This is a genomic window from Flagellimonas beolgyonensis, from assembly GCF_003992615.1.
Lineage (GTDB): Bacteria > Bacteroidota > Bacteroidia > Flavobacteriales > Flavobacteriaceae > Flagellimonas > Flagellimonas beolgyonensis.
Map to the genome: position 1 here is coordinate 185688 of NZ_RZMY01000017.1, position 14773 is coordinate 200460.

17 protein-coding genes are annotated in these 14773 nt (G+C 36.2%); 9 read left to right on the top strand and 8 right to left on the bottom strand.

The window, feature by feature from the left end; genetic code table 11:
• The first annotated feature begins 15 nt into the window (after positions 1 to 15).
• The 8 genes from EO131_RS14035 (at position 16) to EO131_RS14070 (ending at position 7238) form a co-directional block, all read left to right on the top strand.
• A complete protein-coding gene (locus EO131_RS14035) occupies positions 16 to 579 on the top strand; it encodes a hypothetical protein (RefSeq protein WP_127023486.1) in 564 nt (187 codons plus the stop codon).
• A 2-nt stretch (positions 580 to 581) separates the two neighbouring features.
• Entirely contained in the window at positions 582 to 1373 is a 792-nt protein-coding gene (locus EO131_RS14040) for a type IV secretion system protein (RefSeq protein WP_127023488.1), read from the top strand.
• Positions 1374 to 1384: 11 nt separating this feature from the next.
• Positions 1385 to 1993, top strand: coding sequence for a hypothetical protein (locus tag EO131_RS14045; protein WP_127023491.1), 609 nt, complete (start codon positions 1385 to 1387; stop codon positions 1991 to 1993).
• Positions 1986 to 2933, top strand: coding sequence for a conjugative transposon protein TraM (gene traM / locus EO131_RS14050; protein ID WP_127023494.1), 948 nt, complete (start codon positions 1986 to 1988; stop codon positions 2931 to 2933). The genes EO131_RS14045 and traM overlap by 8 nt, the downstream gene beginning before the upstream one ends.
• Positions 2930 to 3832 (top strand): DUF4138 domain-containing protein, encoded by a 903-nt coding sequence (locus EO131_RS14055; RefSeq protein ID WP_127023496.1) that lies wholly within the window; start codon positions 2930 to 2932, stop codon positions 3830 to 3832. The genes traM and EO131_RS14055 overlap by 4 nt, the downstream gene beginning before the upstream one ends.
• Before the next feature lie 49 nt (positions 3833 to 3881).
• Entirely contained in the window at positions 3882 to 4406 is a 525-nt protein-coding gene (locus EO131_RS14060; protein ID WP_164731699.1) for a conjugal transfer protein TraO, read from the top strand.
• Between the two features lie 19 nt (positions 4407 to 4425).
• Positions 4426 to 6756 carry a TraQ conjugal transfer family protein gene (locus tag EO131_RS14065; RefSeq protein WP_127023501.1) on the top strand — a complete coding sequence of 777 codons (2331 nt, stop codon included), beginning with the start codon at positions 4426 to 4428 and terminating at the stop codon, positions 6754 to 6756.
• 92 nt (positions 6757 to 6848) lie between these two features.
• Positions 6849 to 7238: a hypothetical protein gene (locus tag EO131_RS14070; RefSeq protein ID WP_127023504.1), complete on the top strand. Its 390-nt coding sequence runs from the start codon at positions 6849 to 6851 to the stop codon at positions 7236 to 7238.
• Between the two features lie 122 nt (positions 7239 to 7360).
• Here the strand turns inward: EO131_RS14070 and EO131_RS17190 are convergent, their stop codons facing one another.
• On the bottom strand, positions 7361 to 7516 hold the full coding sequence (locus EO131_RS17190) for a hypothetical protein (protein ID WP_164731700.1): 156 nt from the start codon (positions 7514 to 7516) through the stop codon (positions 7361 to 7363).
• A 106-nt stretch (positions 7517 to 7622) separates the two neighbouring features.
• On the opposite strand from EO131_RS17190, the gene EO131_RS14075 reads away from it, so the two are divergent.
• Positions 7623 to 7958, top strand: coding sequence for a hypothetical protein (locus tag EO131_RS14075; protein WP_127023507.1), 336 nt, complete (start codon positions 7623 to 7625; stop codon positions 7956 to 7958).
• Positions 7959 to 8403: 445 nt separating this feature from the next.
• Here the strand turns inward: EO131_RS14075 and EO131_RS14080 are convergent, their stop codons facing one another.
• The 7 genes from EO131_RS14080 to EO131_RS14105 form a co-directional block, all read right to left on the bottom strand.
• The gene (locus EO131_RS14080; RefSeq protein ID WP_127023510.1) at positions 8404 to 9033 is read right to left on the bottom strand and encodes an outer membrane beta-barrel protein; all 630 of its coding nucleotides are present in this window, start codon (positions 9031 to 9033) and stop codon (positions 8404 to 8406) included.
• Entirely contained in the window at positions 9030 to 9440 is a 411-nt protein-coding gene (locus EO131_RS17520) for a WapI family immunity protein (RefSeq protein ID WP_470295070.1), read from the bottom strand. Before EO131_RS17520 ends, EO131_RS14080 begins: the two co-directional genes overlap by 4 nt.
• A gap of 43 nt (positions 9441 to 9483) precedes the next feature.
• Positions 9484 to 10173, bottom strand: coding sequence for a hypothetical protein (locus EO131_RS14085; RefSeq protein ID WP_127023513.1), 690 nt, complete (start codon positions 10171 to 10173; stop codon positions 9484 to 9486).
• Positions 10174 to 10248: 75 nt separating this feature from the next.
• The gene (locus tag EO131_RS14090; RefSeq protein ID WP_127023516.1) at positions 10249 to 11139 is read right to left on the bottom strand and encodes a hypothetical protein; all 891 of its coding nucleotides are present in this window, start codon (positions 11137 to 11139) and stop codon (positions 10249 to 10251) included.
• 150 nt (positions 11140 to 11289) lie between these two features.
• On the bottom strand, positions 11290 to 12816 hold the full coding sequence (locus tag EO131_RS14095) for a hypothetical protein (RefSeq protein ID WP_127023519.1): 1527 nt from the start codon (positions 12814 to 12816) through the stop codon (positions 11290 to 11292).
• A gap of 479 nt (positions 12817 to 13295) precedes the next feature.
• Positions 13296 to 14000, bottom strand: a complete 705-nt coding sequence (locus EO131_RS14100) for a bacteriocin fulvocin C-related protein (protein WP_127023522.1) — start codon at positions 13998 to 14000, stop codon at positions 13296 to 13298.
• A 75-nt stretch (positions 14001 to 14075) separates the two neighbouring features.
• Positions 14076 to 14732, bottom strand: a complete 657-nt coding sequence (locus tag EO131_RS14105; protein ID WP_127023525.1) for an ATP-binding cassette domain-containing protein — start codon at positions 14730 to 14732, stop codon at positions 14076 to 14078.
• Positions 14733 to 14773 lie beyond the last annotated feature (41 nt).

The following is a 14773-nucleotide window of genomic DNA, read 5'->3' on the forward strand; positions in this document are numbered from 1 at the left end:
TTAAATCAAGTAATCATGAATTTTAAATCACTCGTCACCCTTTTTATTAGCCTTTCCTGTTTTTGGGGAAGATCGCAGTTAGTGGTCAATGACCCCCAAACCAATGCCACACTGCTAAAACAAATTGCCCAAAGCGTAAAAACTGTGGAGCAAACTACCAAAACGGTTTCCTTATTGAAGGAAACCAAGGAAATGTATGACAATATCAATTCGGCATTTCAAACGCTGGACTATATCTCAGATATGTCTAGGACAACCACCCAAATCCTTGAAAACTCTGGAAAATTTTTACAGGAGATTCAAGGAACCAACATGTTTTCAAATAAGGAAATGGCCACCATTTCATCCCAATTTTCAAAGGCAATGACCTCTAGCAATTCAGTACTGAAGGTGGCTAATGATTTATTGAAGGGAGGCATTTTTAAAATGAATGATGCCGAACGTTTGACATTGCTCAAGGAATCCAAGAAAGAACTTAATGAAGCTTTGGTGGATACTCGGATAGTACGACAAAAATACCTGCGGATTGCCGAGCGCCGAGCACTTCGTAAATATTTCTCCACCCATAAAGAAAAGTAACAATGGATATAAGCTATGATGTTTTGCTGGCTCTATATCAACAATTTTTTGAAGAAGAGCTCCACCTTAAAGATTTAACCAATGTGCTAAAAATATTAGCCATTGCTTTTTTCTTAATAAATGCATATACCAATATGTTTTCTAAAATGACCGATAGGTTTGGGACTACCAAATTGCCTTTTAACGAAAAGCAATTTTTTAGTTCCCTGTTCATGGTTATGGTCATTGTTTTCTATGATAAACTTCTAAACTTTTTAGACACCCTTTTGTTGGGAATGGATGAAGCTTACAGTAAATTTTCTCCTTTGGACTTTGCACCACCTGAAGAAGAAATTAAGAAAGAGGACGAAGCTGATGTTTGGGCCATTTTGAAGTTGGCAGGATCTCATTTCATTCAATTTATGACTGATCCATCCTATATCGTTTTACTGCTCCTTAAAGGACTGGCATGGATAATAGATACTGCTATTTATGCTGTTTTTCTTATGGAGCGATTCTTCTTTATTGGTCTTCTAAAAGTGTTGGGAGCCATTGCAATTGTCTTGGCTGTTTTTGAAAAGTTTAGGGACCTTTTTTACAAATGGCTTAAACTGTACATTGCCATATATCTATTGATATTTCCATTTTTCCTAATCTTGGGTTTTACCGCTTTTATTTTTGATGCATTTGAACAAAATGCCGATATGCCACTTTTGGGAAATACAATACAAGTTACAGTTTTAAGCATTATGATTTGGCTTAAACTCCGTCTCTTCAAGAAATCTTACGACATCGTCTACAAACTATTTACTTAAACCCATTAATCATGGAAGTAGTAAAAACCAATATTTATAAGCAATTAAAACGGAGCAATCTTATTGTTTGGGCCGTTGTTATTTGCTCTGGACTTGTTTCCATTTTTGCCATTTGGACCGTGCAAAAGGTATCTGCCAATGCTGAGCGTTATGTGTATACCATTTCTTCTGATGAACAACTGCTTCCCCTGGAACAAATAGAGAAAAAGGAGGTGCAGGAAATTTACCGAAAATCCCATGTGAAATTGTTTCTCGAGCATTTCTATGGCTATGATCAGTGGAATTATAAAAGAAGAATAGAAAAGGCCCTTTGGCTCATTGATGAAGACGGCAAGGAGCTCTATAATTTCTACCGACAGGATGGCCATTTCAATCGGATGGTCCAAACAACTTCAAGTCAATCCATTTTAGATATAAACCCACAGTTTGATGCTGATGGTAATTTCCAGGTTTCCGCGATTATACAAATCAACAAGGTCAATCAAGAAGTGCCCAAAGAATATCTCTTGACCGCAAGGGGAAAACTCAAAAAAGTTGCAGAGCATTATCCTCTAAACCCTTATGGATATGTGATTACCAATTATAAAGAAATCAATAAAAAATTAGTTGAACATGAATGATATCCTAGAAAAATTCAAAACCATGGACAATTCCCAAAAGATGCTGGTCATTGGGGCAATTGTCTGTATTCTGACTCTCCCCCTGTTTTTAATATCTGGGGACGATGATAATTTCGAAGGCAATTTTGAGTCCTTGGAAACTCCAGAAAACCGTAATGAGGTTGAAGATTATAATTCCAAGCTGGAGGCGTATGAGGCCGCAAGATCCGAAAAGGAAAACGTCTCGTTAGACTTCAATATTGACGACTACAAAAATCAGGATGTAAGCGAAGAGGAATCGTTGGAAAAGGAAATTGACAGTCTTATGAATGAAAACAAAAGGCAGTATTCGGAACCTGTTGGTCAAACCCGGGGTCAAACTTCCAGATCTACGGCTTCCAGTGGTGGGCATCGTCCATCCACTTCCAAACATACCATTGACAAGACCCAACGAAAGGAAAACATCAATTCCGAGTTTGAAAGCTTTTTTACATCTTCCCCTGAAAGCCAAAACCCAACAACATCTGCAGCATCAAAAACCGATGCCTTTATATATGCTGTTATCCATGGAGATCACACGATAAAGCAAGGCGAGCGCGTGAAGCTTCGATTGACCAAACCAGCAACCATTGCCGGTATGGACTTTCCACAAAACAGCTATGTCTATGCCTTTCCCACGTTCCAGAACAATCGGGTATTGTTGGATATTAATTCCATCAATCATGTTGCTGTCAGTATCTCTGCATATGATACTGAGGACAGCGCCATCGGCCTCTATGTGAAAGGCGCCAAAATGGTCGGCGAGATCACGGATGAATCATCGAAGGATGCTGTGGATGATGTCGATGTTGGTGGCGTTCCATTGGGCTCCACCATTAAAAATGTATTCAAGAAAAAGCAGGAAACACCTACGGTAACCCTACTCAACAATACCAAACTAATCCTTAAACCCAATTCATGATGAAATATATTGCCTTGATCTTACTGATTCTACCCATTACAATTTTTGCCCAGGAACAATCCAATATCCTGGAGGCCACCACAGATAAAAATGTGTTCTTGTTTTTTCCTTCACCTATTGAAAAGGCACTTTCCGGAAATGGAGATTTTCAATTTGGGTACAATACCCAAACAGCGGAAAAATTTGGCGTACTCAAAGCTGTTGCAGCCAAAGGGGAAAGTACCCTGCATGTGATTACAGAGGACCAATCGGTGTATTCTTTCATTGTCAAATACAATCCCAATATCACCAAGTATGAATATTTTTTTGACACATCCAATGCTGTTGGCAGCATTAACGGTAAGAAAGAAAATAGTAATCCACCTCTTTCTGCTTCCCATCCAGAAGATTCCAATCTTGAATTGGGGCGTAAGATTACGGAAGCCGATTACTTTGAAGCCAAAGTTGACAATGTCGCCAAGGAGGATATCAGCTTTTGCAAAAAGCTCTTGGAAAAAGGAGATTATTACAAAAATATTTATCGGTCAAAAAGCGATGTTGTCTTAAAACTCACAAACATTGCCTATAAAGATGATAAGACTTTCATCTGCTTATCCATCAAAAATGATTCCCCCGTTGATTTTGACCTGAACTTCATTCAGTTCAACAAGATTGCCAAAAAAGCTTCAAAAAAAGCAAATTATCAGGCTATTGAAATAAGTCCAATACTGGAATCTTCCTATCAAACTTTTGAACGAATCGAATCAATGACGACCAAAAGTGCGGTATACGTTTTCCAGAAACTTTCCATTGATAAAAATAAACTCGTCAATATTGAAGTGAATGAAAAACAAGGGGAAAGAAATATAGAACTGCCTGTTGACTATAAACTGATCAATAACCCCAATAGTAATTATTAATCCTTAAAGCTTATCTATGATTAAAACAAACAAATCTATTTTTTTTATTATGGCATTGTTCCTTTTTGGGTGCGCCTTTTATGGTCACTCACAACGGAGCAAATCGGCCTTAAGCTTATCCGGGGGATATGTGCCTGATGGATACGCTGTGAAATTGGGTTACAACCATTACCACAATCGTACCGATTTTGTCAAGATTGCCCTTATTGGGGCTATCGGGAACCAATCCCTTTCCACTGGTCTTGAAATCCCATTCAACGATTTTATAGTGGATGGCGGGTATTTTGCCTCCTTGGTTAAAAGCCCCACCTCTGGAATTTCCCTTGCCGTGGGAGGTGGACTTTCCCTTGGTTATGAAAATGTCAACAATGGCGAATCTGTCCTTGATGATGGTTCCATCCTACTTTCCGAAAGTGGTTTTATCTACGGTCTTTTTGTGGGATCGGATTTTGATTTTTTCATTTCAGAAAAAATTTCCCTGATCATACCTGTCGATTTCCATTATCACTTTAACAGTGACCTTGGAAACTCCTTGTTTGTCGCTGGGCTTGGGGTCAGATACTATTTTAACTAAATTCTTTAATCAAATAATCATGAAATCTATTCAAATTTTCTCGTCAATTGCCTTAATAGTGGCCTTATTTCTTTCTTGTAGCAAAGAATCAGAAGTTATCTCAACATTTCCGTTCACCCTTACGGAAAGTCATGCAGATGTTACCATAATAAACACACCTCAGGAAACATTTTTTAAGATAACCCCTGAAAAGATTGTTTCGACAAATACCTATACTTTACGATATGATGTTGTTTCAGGTGGTGGAAGATACCTGGATAAAGAAGGTAAAACCATGCCGCCACAAACAGATGTTGCGCTGACTTCACTTTCACCTACTTTTTTTTACAAGGCTTCAAAAACAGGTGAAGAAAAAGTAAAAGTTTATGTCAAAGACAATTCTGGTAAAGAAGAAAGTATCGGTATTGTTTACGATGTTCAACACAACCCGTTTTCAGTTGGATTATCTGCTCCTTTTTCCGAAGCTAAGGTCAAATCCAACATACCCATTACCCTATCTGTATTCAATGAGGGTGAAGATGAAACCTTGACCTATGAACGTGCCTTTTATATTGTACAAGGTTCCGGTGCAATTAAACATCAGGACTCGGACGAATTATTGGAACTTGAAAAGTTTGCTGAAATGAAACAGGGAACTTTTTCTTTTGACCTTTCGTTCAACGACGTTGGCGAAACTAAAATCAAGGTCGCCGTTCGTGACAGCAATGATCAACTGATTGAAAAGACATTGACATTTTCCATTCTTGATGTTGATGTTTCATTTAGTGCCACTGTCGACAAAAACACGGTTAACAATGGAACGGAAAACAAAGTTTTCTTTTCGTTGTCCGAAGACCAGGGCCAAGGGGGAACCTATCAAATGAAATATGTTGTCAACAAAGGGACGATTGATGTCTTGAACGGGGATCAAAAGGTCAATCCTGGTGTCTTCGTGGATGTTGCCCCAGGTTCTTTTATGTGGTCAACAATTCCGGCCGAAGTGGGAACGGTAGATATTAATTTTGTCCTTAAAAACCAAAACGGAATCGAATTGACCCAAAATATTACCTATGAGGTCCTTGACATTAATGTGTCATTTGGAGCCACTGTCGATAAAAATTTGGTCACCACCGGAACAGAAAACAAAATATTCTTTTCTCTTTTGGAAGATCAAGGTCAGGGGGGAACCTATCAACTGAAGTATGTTGTCAATGAAGGGGTGATCGATGTATTGGATGGCAACCAAAAGGTGAATCCGGGAGTCTTCGTAAATGTGGTGCCCGGTTCTTTTTCATGGTCAACAATTCCGACCGCAGTAGGAACGGTAGACATTGATTTCGTGCTCAAAAATCAAAACGGAGTCGAATTCACTCAAAGTGTTTCTTATATGACCAATGCCAACCAACTTTCCATTTCTGCAAACTTTACAAATCAAAACCCGCTCTATGTAGATCAAAATAAAGAGATTGCTTTCTCACTGGATTCCCAACAGGGCCCCAATGGAAATTATAAGCTTAAGTATGTTATAAACCAAGGTGAGGTCAATTTACTGTCGAATAACAACTTAATGCCCGAAAATACTTACCTGGATATAAATCTAGGATCATTTTCTTGGTTTGTAAAAGGCATTGCTTCTGGGGCCGTGGACATTACTTTCTTTTTTAAAGATGAGTACGGAACTGAGGTTTCCACTAACATGAACTTCAATGTTTTCCAACACATTCTGAGTTTTGATCTCGTTCCTTCGAACACCCAAACCTATCCCAATGAAGCTATCAATGTTCAAGCAACCATTCAAGAAACCCCAGTGGCTTCTCCCCCTTATGCCATTACATTTGATTCAAATTTGGAAGGTGTAATTGTCTACAACAACAATGTGTACCATGATAATGATGTGTTCTATCTACTTGGGGCTAATTTTAATTTTGATTTTATTCCTTACACACATGGGGAATTTAATATTTCGTTCACTGCTGAAAACAAAGAGGGGGCCTCTGACAGTTTCCCGATTAACCTTTCTGTGTCTAAACCTTCTTTTATAGCCCAAAGTGGGCACAAAGCCTCTTATTCGGGACCAATACTATATTTCCAAATCCCCAATGTATTTGAATTCGCAGGGCCAAACCAGCAAATTCAGGTAAAGTTTGCCACCGACAACCCTGACTTGACATTTGTGATTGACAATGCCAACAACCCCATTGTTGAACAAGGTGTGTTCAATGATATTTCCATCGATGATCAGAACAAAGGAATTTATATTATTAAACCAACGGTTTTTTTTCAACCCATTGATTCGCCTATAACGGTAACATTCAAAAACCAATACGGAATTGAAAAAGTGGTGCAATTCAATTTGGTTTACAATCCATAATCGTAATTAACCATTCATGAAAGGGCTGTATTTCAGCCCTTTTTTTATATTTGAATTGTCCCCATACATCTTACTAACTTAATTCTATACTTATGAAAGCAAAACTTCTTGGTTGGGTTTTCCTGACCTTTTTATTTCTTAATTGTTCCGCAGGTGCCTCGAATCCCTTAATCGGCGTATACGCCAGTGAGCCCGATGGAAACCCTAATTTTCGTATTTCACAGGCTGACGGCCAATATTGGGCTGAATTGTTTGAAGACGGGAAATGGTCCGCCCCAAAAAAATTGGAGGAATCAACAGATAAGGATATTGCCAAATTCTTTGGTGAAGATATGGTTGGGCATGTGGACACTGGATTGATTAGCAAGAACGCACTCTTTGCGGTTTTTAAAATCGATGATGAATTCAAGGTTGCTGGCGATAGGGTAAATTCCGATTACATGGCCATCATGCTTTTCCCTTTTCCTGTGTACAAACTTTAAAGTTTGGGAGATGTGGGCATCCAAGCGGGCTATCGCTACAATCATTTTAGGTCGTTTTAAGCCTCGTTAGTGACTGCGGTAGCTTCTTGGCGCTTCCTCGTTTAAACTCGCTAAAAAACCTCCTAAAAATGGATTTCCGCTCCTATCCCTGATGCAATGGCCGTGTCCCTGCGGGAGTTGTGGCCTCTTTTCATCTTCAGGAACTTTCGTGTGCCGGAACCCCAGCAACCCTCAAAGCCTTTCGCTCCATTCGTTACAACCCCCTCGGGACCGCTCATAACATTGTTTTCGTTCTCGCAGGCTCCAACTCGACAACGTTATTCTTCCCAGGCTTTCCGGCAAATGTTTTTTCGGCTAACTTTATGTACTCAAAAATCATTTCCCATGTTTGAAAAGAAACCGAAACAAATTGATGCCCTGGGCCGACAAATCATCACCGGAACACAAATCCTGGATTACATTCCAGAACCTGTGCTTTTTCATTTGAAAAATTCCTGTGAAGGCTATGGATTGGATTGGGAACGGATACAATCGGAGTGTACATTGTTTTTGGATCAAAAACAACATTGCTCGATTATGTACCAGGTGGGTCAATGGCCTTTTTCGGGAAAGCTCTTATTAACCTTTGCACTGAACCCGAAATATGACTACCGTATTTCGTATCCCGATAAAGGAAGGTTTTTGGCATATACCCTCTCACATTATGGACACCTGGATTGAAGGCGCTTTCAACCCACTTTAATAGCTAGTACTTACCTTGCTTGTTCTTCACAAAATACCGGCAAACTCATTGGGTCTTGCCTAACATCTTTGCTCGCCAAGCCTCGTTAAGTTTGCTGTAGTAATGGATAAAGTAGGTTTTATTTACGGAAAGTAGTTTATCGTTTATTTGAACTTTTATAAATGTAGGAATTTTCAATAACTTACCGATTGGCTTTGGTTGACTTGATTCAGTAACCATTAAAAAATCTTAAATAGTAGAATCAAAAAAAGCACATTAAAGTGAAAATTAAAGCTAACACCAAGCCTAATTTCGAGTAGTATGGATAAAGATTTTCTCTATCTCCTTTATAGGCACTTGGAAGGGCTACTATGATTAGGTAAGCCTATCAAAATATGAAAACTAATAAGAAAGTAGAAGTTTTGCTTTTTGAATTAAAATTGGCTAAAAACGTATGCCCAAACCAAATTTAAGCAAAGCCATTCCTTCATCACTTATGTCAACCGTTGGGGCATAACCATTCTTAAATTTGATAGTATCATATTGTAATAGCAAAAACCAATAATCATCTATATCTAAGCTCAAACCTGAATTAAAGTTTAAACCACCATAAGTAAAAGTAGCTGTTGTCCTGGTTGATATTCCTAATTCTTCGGACCTCACGAAAGTATATCCCAATCCCAAAAACGGCCTAAACCCAAACAAAATAGGTGTATCTAGCTCAGCAAATAGTCGCGGCTGAAAAACCAAGGCAGATTCATTCAAAGATTGTTGGTCAGCTTCCAAGGAATTGGTAAAATAACCTGCGTTTGCCGATAAGCCAAAATGCATAGGTTCTGTGTTTACAAGTCGCATTTGAAAACCCAAATCCAAAACCCCCGTAAATTTGTTTCCATAGTTATTTCCAGTTACCACAGGATAACTCAAAGTAGCAGAAAGTAAAGGTTCCTGAGCGGTTGCTGAGAAGGTGAGACAAAAAAATAGGGCCGAGAAGACTAAGATTTTATAAAATTTCATTCTATATAATCGTTTATTTGAACTTTTAAAGCAAAACATGAATTCTTGCGCGGTCATGAATATCTATGTTTCAAAAGTTCATTAAAGTCTTGGACGAAAGGAGGGATACTCGTTTGATCAGTCTGAAATTTAAACCTTACAGAGTGGTCTTCATGAGTGCCACCAACTTGGCCGCTAACAATTAACCAACCATTTGGTTCAATTTCAAATTTTATAAAGCTATCAGAATCATTGTCTTCCAAGATAGTCGACCCCAATAGTTTCAAATACATATTTGACAAGTTGGAACACATTTCCTCTAACTGTTCACGTCTAACACAAAAATGAGAAGTCCCGCTAAAATTATCTGACAAAACTGATAAGTCGAAGGTGAAGTTGGCATAAACTAAATACCTAGTAGTAAAGCAAAGCCTTTCAGAAGAGGTGTTTGTCTTCAACTCTATTATATCGCAAACTTCAATCATTTCTTGAATTTATATGCCAATCGTTTATTTGAACTTGTTGACTTTATTTAATACTTGGCCTTAGTTCAGTTAATCGCTTTGGATAAAATGCTCTATCCTGAAGCGGTTTCAGTTTCATTCTATTCTCGTTCATTTCTAAAATTTGGAAGATGTGCTTTTCTTCGATTTGCCCTGGAGCAAAAATTAGGAAGTAAACATTATTAATTTCTTTCAAATACCAGTAGCCATCATCATCCTTCCATGTGTTATTTACCAAATTTAATCGCCCTTCCTTTCTGCCGAACATTTTGTCCAACCAAAATTGTTCACTAGAAAATTCAACGTCTAAGAATTCATACATAGAATCAAATTTATTGCGGATCAGGAACTTAATAATTGTTTTTTCTGCAATGTCATGGGATGCTTCCAGATCCAATTTGTGGAATACACTAATCATATTTCCGCTGGGCGGAAATTCTATGGAATCATTTTGGAATACTTTTATTGGTATTCGCTTATCAAAACCAACAATCCTTAACGTATTCTTTCTTCTTTTGAACGTAACAACGGAATCAGAACCTATATGTCCAAAGGTGTTGTTCGTAAAATCCAATATAAAGCCTTCCTGTCCTGAGGTATATTGTTCATTTTTGTCAACGATTCGGTTATTGTAAGACATCCAAACACCATCTAATTCTTGTCCAAAGGAATTAGAATGCATCACCAATAATATGATTATAACTATTCTTTTCATTTCGCCCCTAGTAAAGGCTTTTGTACATCCCTGATCGGTTCGACCTTAATCGTTTATTTGAACTTTATTTAAAAACTAATTTCTTGCCAATAGGCTTATTGGATATTTTTCATAATTAAATATCCTGATTTCATTGTCTAAATCTTGATATCGATTTTCAAGTCGCTCAAAGTTTAATGCATACCCAAATGATCCAGGCCTTTTTAAACCTTCAAGAAAATTGATGTAACCAATTCTTTCAAAACGATGCTTGAATTTCAGTAAGTCCTTATGTTCAACAGCGTCAACAACAAACCCGAACATGAAGTTTGGTTTACCACCAATATAATTCCATACGACTTCAATTCCAGGTTGCATTTTTCTTGTTTCCTCCCGATCAAAACCAGAGCCTATTCTACTACCCAATACATCCTCTCTCAGAATCGATTCAAGATGCGGTTTATTTGAATTTTGAAATGTTATTGGAACAAACCAATAATTACAATTGCCTCGGTATTGTTGAATCTTCATGCAAATCGCAGCACGATAGCTCCCATCCTTTAATTTAAAACCCAACACTTCATTTTCACCAAAAATAAAGTTTGATATCTTCCTGTACTTTTTGGGCGTCCTGACTTTTGGATTATTCTTGCCGATTTTCCGAACAAAGCTTTTAAGTACTCTAGATCTAGATGCACCCTCCTTTTCTGAAAGCTTTCTCCATTCATCGACACATGCATTCTTTGCAATAACTTCATTGATATAATCAAATCTATCTGGGGTCATTAACCCAATTTCCCAGTAGGCAAGGCCACAACTAGTAACATATACTTCCAAATCAAAATCGTCTAAATATTCAATTGGTTTTAATGGATACTCCTCAATAATCATTTCTAGAGAAGCTTCACTGTCATATAAATCCATTATACCCCAATAGGTATCATGAGCCCTATCTCCATCAATTATTTTTGTGCCGTCAGTCGCCATCGTTTATTTGAACTTTGATCCGGTTTTGTATAAACTAAGCAAGGGAATTGTATGCAATTACTTTTGGTTTAAAACTTCTTTTATAGGCACTAATCAGCCTTTGGTTTAAGTCTTCATCCCTTATTAAGTTTATACCTTGTTGGCAAATCGTTAATTATTAACTTCTATTTGTTTTACCCATAACCTCCCATCATTAATACCAAAAATTGTATAGTTGTTTAATTCGGTCTCAAGAACTCTGCTAGGCTGAAAACTATCTTGATTGTAGTCTTCTCCATCAATATATTTCCAAACTATATTTCCATTTGTATCAAATTTTATTAAAGTTGCTAAATTATATGCGTGATAATCTGGGTAATAAATATCAAAAAATAATGCCAGATAATTACCTTCAGAATCTACTGTTATATCCTTTCCTTGGTATATAAATTGATTCCGAGATTCTTTGAAATCCCAATTTATCTCTCCTGAGTTATTGGTTTGAATTACCCATCGTGATTCTCCATCAAATCCATTTTCATGACCATTTTTGCCAACTATTGTTATCGCATCATTTTCTATAAAAATATTATCTGCAGAGTCATCTGCTCCATAATTCCCATAATTTTTTGACCACAATAAACTGTTACTTGAGGTATATTTTTCTAGCATTGCATCCCAGGTAATAAGACCGTCGTTTGGAATAATATCGACATTACCATAATTATAAAAATCACCATTTATAGCATATTTTATTTTCCATAGGGGAAAATCATAGTTACTACCAATAATGTTTTCATTGATTATATCGCCATTATCATTTAATATAACTTCGCGAACATATGTATCATTATTTGAGCCATAATATGTGGAATCGGCAGCAAATAGAACTTTTAATTCATTTGAATTATTTTCAAATTCAATCGTGTAATCTAAATTTGTGCTGGCATCATTTAAAAGGGAACTGTAATTTTTTACCCATTCTATATTTCCATTATTGTCAAACTTACATCCATATACTTGATGATTATAAAGGCCAGAATTTGAATAATTAAACTTACGAGCAATAGCAATATAATTTTGATTACCTAAATTTAATAGGCCAGCAAAGTTATCTTGATGATTTGGGCTTTCATCAATAGTTTTACTCCAAATAAGAATAAAATTAAAATCAAATTTTAGAATTTTTATAGCAGTATTATTACTAGCAAACTGTTCTTCTTGCGCAAGTATTATGAAGCCATCATTAGTCCTTACTATTTGTTTTATTTCAGATATATAATTATTACCATTATTTGATAATATTTCTTCATCAAATAATAAATTAAAAGAATAACTTAATTCAAGAGTAGAAACTTCAACTATGTTACTATAGTATTCCAAATTATCTATGATGCCTTGAATTCTAAAATAGTAGTTTGTGTTAGGTTTTAGTTGTTCAACTGTAGCTTCTGTATTATTAAGATTTAAGTCTTTACTACCAATATGGTTATTCTCATCAACAATGTTACTTAGATTCCAAATCAATTTAATTTGATTAAAGTCTCCATTTAAACTGAAATTTAGACCCACTGTGTTAGTGTCAAAATTTGTTAAACTTAAATTTAATTCTGGGGTTGTATTTTGTTCTACTCCAGAATTTTCAGAACAGCTTATTATTAATAATAAAAAAGCCGTTAACAAATATTTTATTCTCATTTTTTGTCTTTTTATACTTGCCAATTTGTTTATATAAGCATAAAATACATCTATATAATCCCGATATGGTATAAAACCAATGTATTTAATCAGTATTTATAAAAGTAGGAAAATTCAATGAACAAGTTTGGGCCTTATCTTGCTTGTCCTTCACAAAATACCATCAAACCCGTTGGGTCTTGCCTAACATCTTTGCTCGTCGCGCTTCGTTAAGTCCTTTGTTTTGTCTACAAAAAGTGATTCCGGAACCAAGCTGCAGCTCGCGCCGGCAACGCAGGACATCTACAAAATTTTGTGGCCGTTCCCGGATATCGGTTTTTCCTGGAACGAAAATGTCTACAAATAGGAACCGCCCCCATTTCTTGACGTTCGTTCCAAGGGGTGGCCATGGCCGTATTTGTTAAACAGTTCAAGAAAAATGAAGAAGGCAACGAATAAAAACGTTGCCTTTCCTATAATTTTTGTTCCTAATTTTTATTTTAAATGTCTGGTGGTGGCGGTGAACAATTTTTGGTACATTCCTGTAGAAACAACCACCCACATCCGGTTGTTGTACGCTGACATCCAGAAAGACAAGTGCCTCCTAGAAATGTACAATCAGCACACCATTCACTGTCACATTGAGCATAAGCGTAGTTAACTCCCATCAAATCCAGAAATTTCAAATTCGGCCCCTCATAATTTGAGCTCAATATTTGATCCAGATATTGCTCGTTGAACTCCTTTTCCTCCTTGGTCACTTCTCCCAGCATTTTAAAAGCACTGATTCGATAATATCCCGTCCACTCAAACTTTAGTACACCTTCGGCAAACCAATTTTCTAAATAATCAATTTGTTCGGACGTGAGGGTTGTACTAAAATCTAAATTTGCGACAAATTGATTTAAAATATTTAGGTGTTGAATTTCATCATTACTTTGGGCTTTGCTTTTGACATGATTTAATTTGTCAATCCAAATTTCCTTTTTCTTAGACGGTGAAAATGTCCTAAAAGATGCACGCTGTTTTTCTAGGTCTAAATTTTGAAGTTCAATTCTAGACATTAAACTAATTGTCGTTAAATTTTCATGGGCCCAAGCATCAACAGTTTCATCACAACTGTAGCATACATCTTCCTCACAACTTGTGAAAAGGAGAAATAAACAGAACACGAAAAACGAATAAATTCTAAGAAGCTTCATCATTGTAAATGGTTTAGTGTTAAAAATACGTCTTTAAATTACAAAAAAAACGAATAAACCCTATTACAATGTAAGTATTTACGTATTTATATATCCCTTTTTTTGTAGATCATGATAATCTTCAATTTTAGAAATCTTTCCATTATTAAGAAGGTAAATTTCGTTGGATATTTCTAATATATCATTATACAAATGATCAGTAATGATGACTCCTTTAGTTTTGGACACTTCTACAATAAGACCCTTTATTGTTTTAACATGTTTAGGCATGATATGTGAAAAAGGTTCATCCAACATTGAAAATTTTGCTTTGCTTTTTAGAATTACATATATTTCAAGTATCCTTTTCATTCCCCCTGAAAGTTCTCGAAATTTGACAGAGCTTAATTTTTCAAATTCTGGGAATAGTTCAATAAATTGATGAATGTTTAAATCGAAATCATTAATAACTTTTGTGAATGTATAATTGTCAGGGACAATGTTATATTGAGGTAAATAGTTAATGTCTTTTTGATTACGTCTAGAACCCAAAAGTGTTTTGTTATCTATCCTCACCGATTTGTTGATAGGATTTAGCTCACCAAAGATTATATTCATTAGACTAGTTTTTCCGGAACCATTTCTTCCTAATATTCCTGTCACTTTGCCAGTCTCTGATTTCAAATAAATATCGCTGAGAACCCTTTTGTTATTGAATTCCAAAATTACGCTATCAACTTCTAAACGATGACTCATGTAAAAAGTAATATAAACAAACACATTAATGTTGAAATAAG

Excerpts from the sequence above, each read along its gene's own strand:
- EO131_RS14085 (WP_127023513.1), bottom strand. The coding sequence starts at position 10,173 with ATGAAAAGAATAGTTATAATCATATTATTGGTGATGCATTCTAATTCC.
- EO131_RS14065 (WP_127023501.1), top strand. The coding sequence starts at position 4,426 with ATGAAATCTATTCAAATTTTCTCGTCAATTGCCTTAATAGTGGCCTTA.
- EO131_RS14105 (WP_127023525.1), bottom strand. The coding sequence starts at position 14,732 with ATGAGTCATCGTTTAGAAGTTGATAGCGTAATTTTGGAATTCAATAAC.
- EO131_RS17520 (WP_470295070.1), bottom strand. The coding sequence starts at position 9,440 with ATGATTGAAGTTTGCGATATAATAGAGTTGAAGACAAACACCTCTTCT.
- EO131_RS14045 (WP_127023491.1), top strand. The coding sequence starts at position 1,385 with ATGGAAGTAGTAAAAACCAATATTTATAAGCAATTAAAACGGAGCAAT.
- EO131_RS14060 (WP_164731699.1), top strand. The coding sequence starts at position 3,882 with ATGGCATTGTTCCTTTTTGGGTGCGCCTTTTATGGTCACTCACAACGG.
- EO131_RS14100 (WP_127023522.1), bottom strand. The coding sequence starts at position 14,000 with ATGATGAAGCTTCTTAGAATTTATTCGTTTTTCGTGTTCTGTTTATTT.
- EO131_RS14035 (WP_127023486.1), top strand. The coding sequence starts at position 16 with ATGAATTTTAAATCACTCGTCACCCTTTTTATTAGCCTTTCCTGTTTT.
- EO131_RS14055 (WP_127023496.1), top strand. The coding sequence starts at position 2,930 with ATGATGAAATATATTGCCTTGATCTTACTGATTCTACCCATTACAATT.
- EO131_RS14095 (WP_127023519.1), bottom strand. The coding sequence starts at position 12,816 with ATGAGAATAAAATATTTGTTAACGGCTTTTTTATTATTAATAATAAGC.
- EO131_RS14070 (WP_127023504.1), top strand. The coding sequence starts at position 6,849 with ATGAAAGCAAAACTTCTTGGTTGGGTTTTCCTGACCTTTTTATTTCTT.
- EO131_RS17190 (WP_164731700.1), bottom strand. The coding sequence starts at position 7,516 with ATGAGCGGTCCCGAGGGGGTTGTAACGAATGGAGCGAAAGGCTTTGAG.
- traM (WP_127023494.1), top strand. The coding sequence starts at position 1,986 with ATGAATGATATCCTAGAAAAATTCAAAACCATGGACAATTCCCAAAAG.
- EO131_RS14090 (WP_127023516.1), bottom strand. The coding sequence starts at position 11,139 with ATGGCGACTGACGGCACAAAAATAATTGATGGAGATAGGGCTCATGAT.
- EO131_RS14080 (WP_127023510.1), bottom strand. The coding sequence starts at position 9,033 with ATGACCGCGCAAGAATTCATGTTTTGCTTTAAAAGTTCAAATAAACGA.
- EO131_RS14075 (WP_127023507.1), top strand. The coding sequence starts at position 7,623 with ATGTTTGAAAAGAAACCGAAACAAATTGATGCCCTGGGCCGACAAATC.
- EO131_RS14040 (WP_127023488.1), top strand. The coding sequence starts at position 582 with ATGGATATAAGCTATGATGTTTTGCTGGCTCTATATCAACAATTTTTT.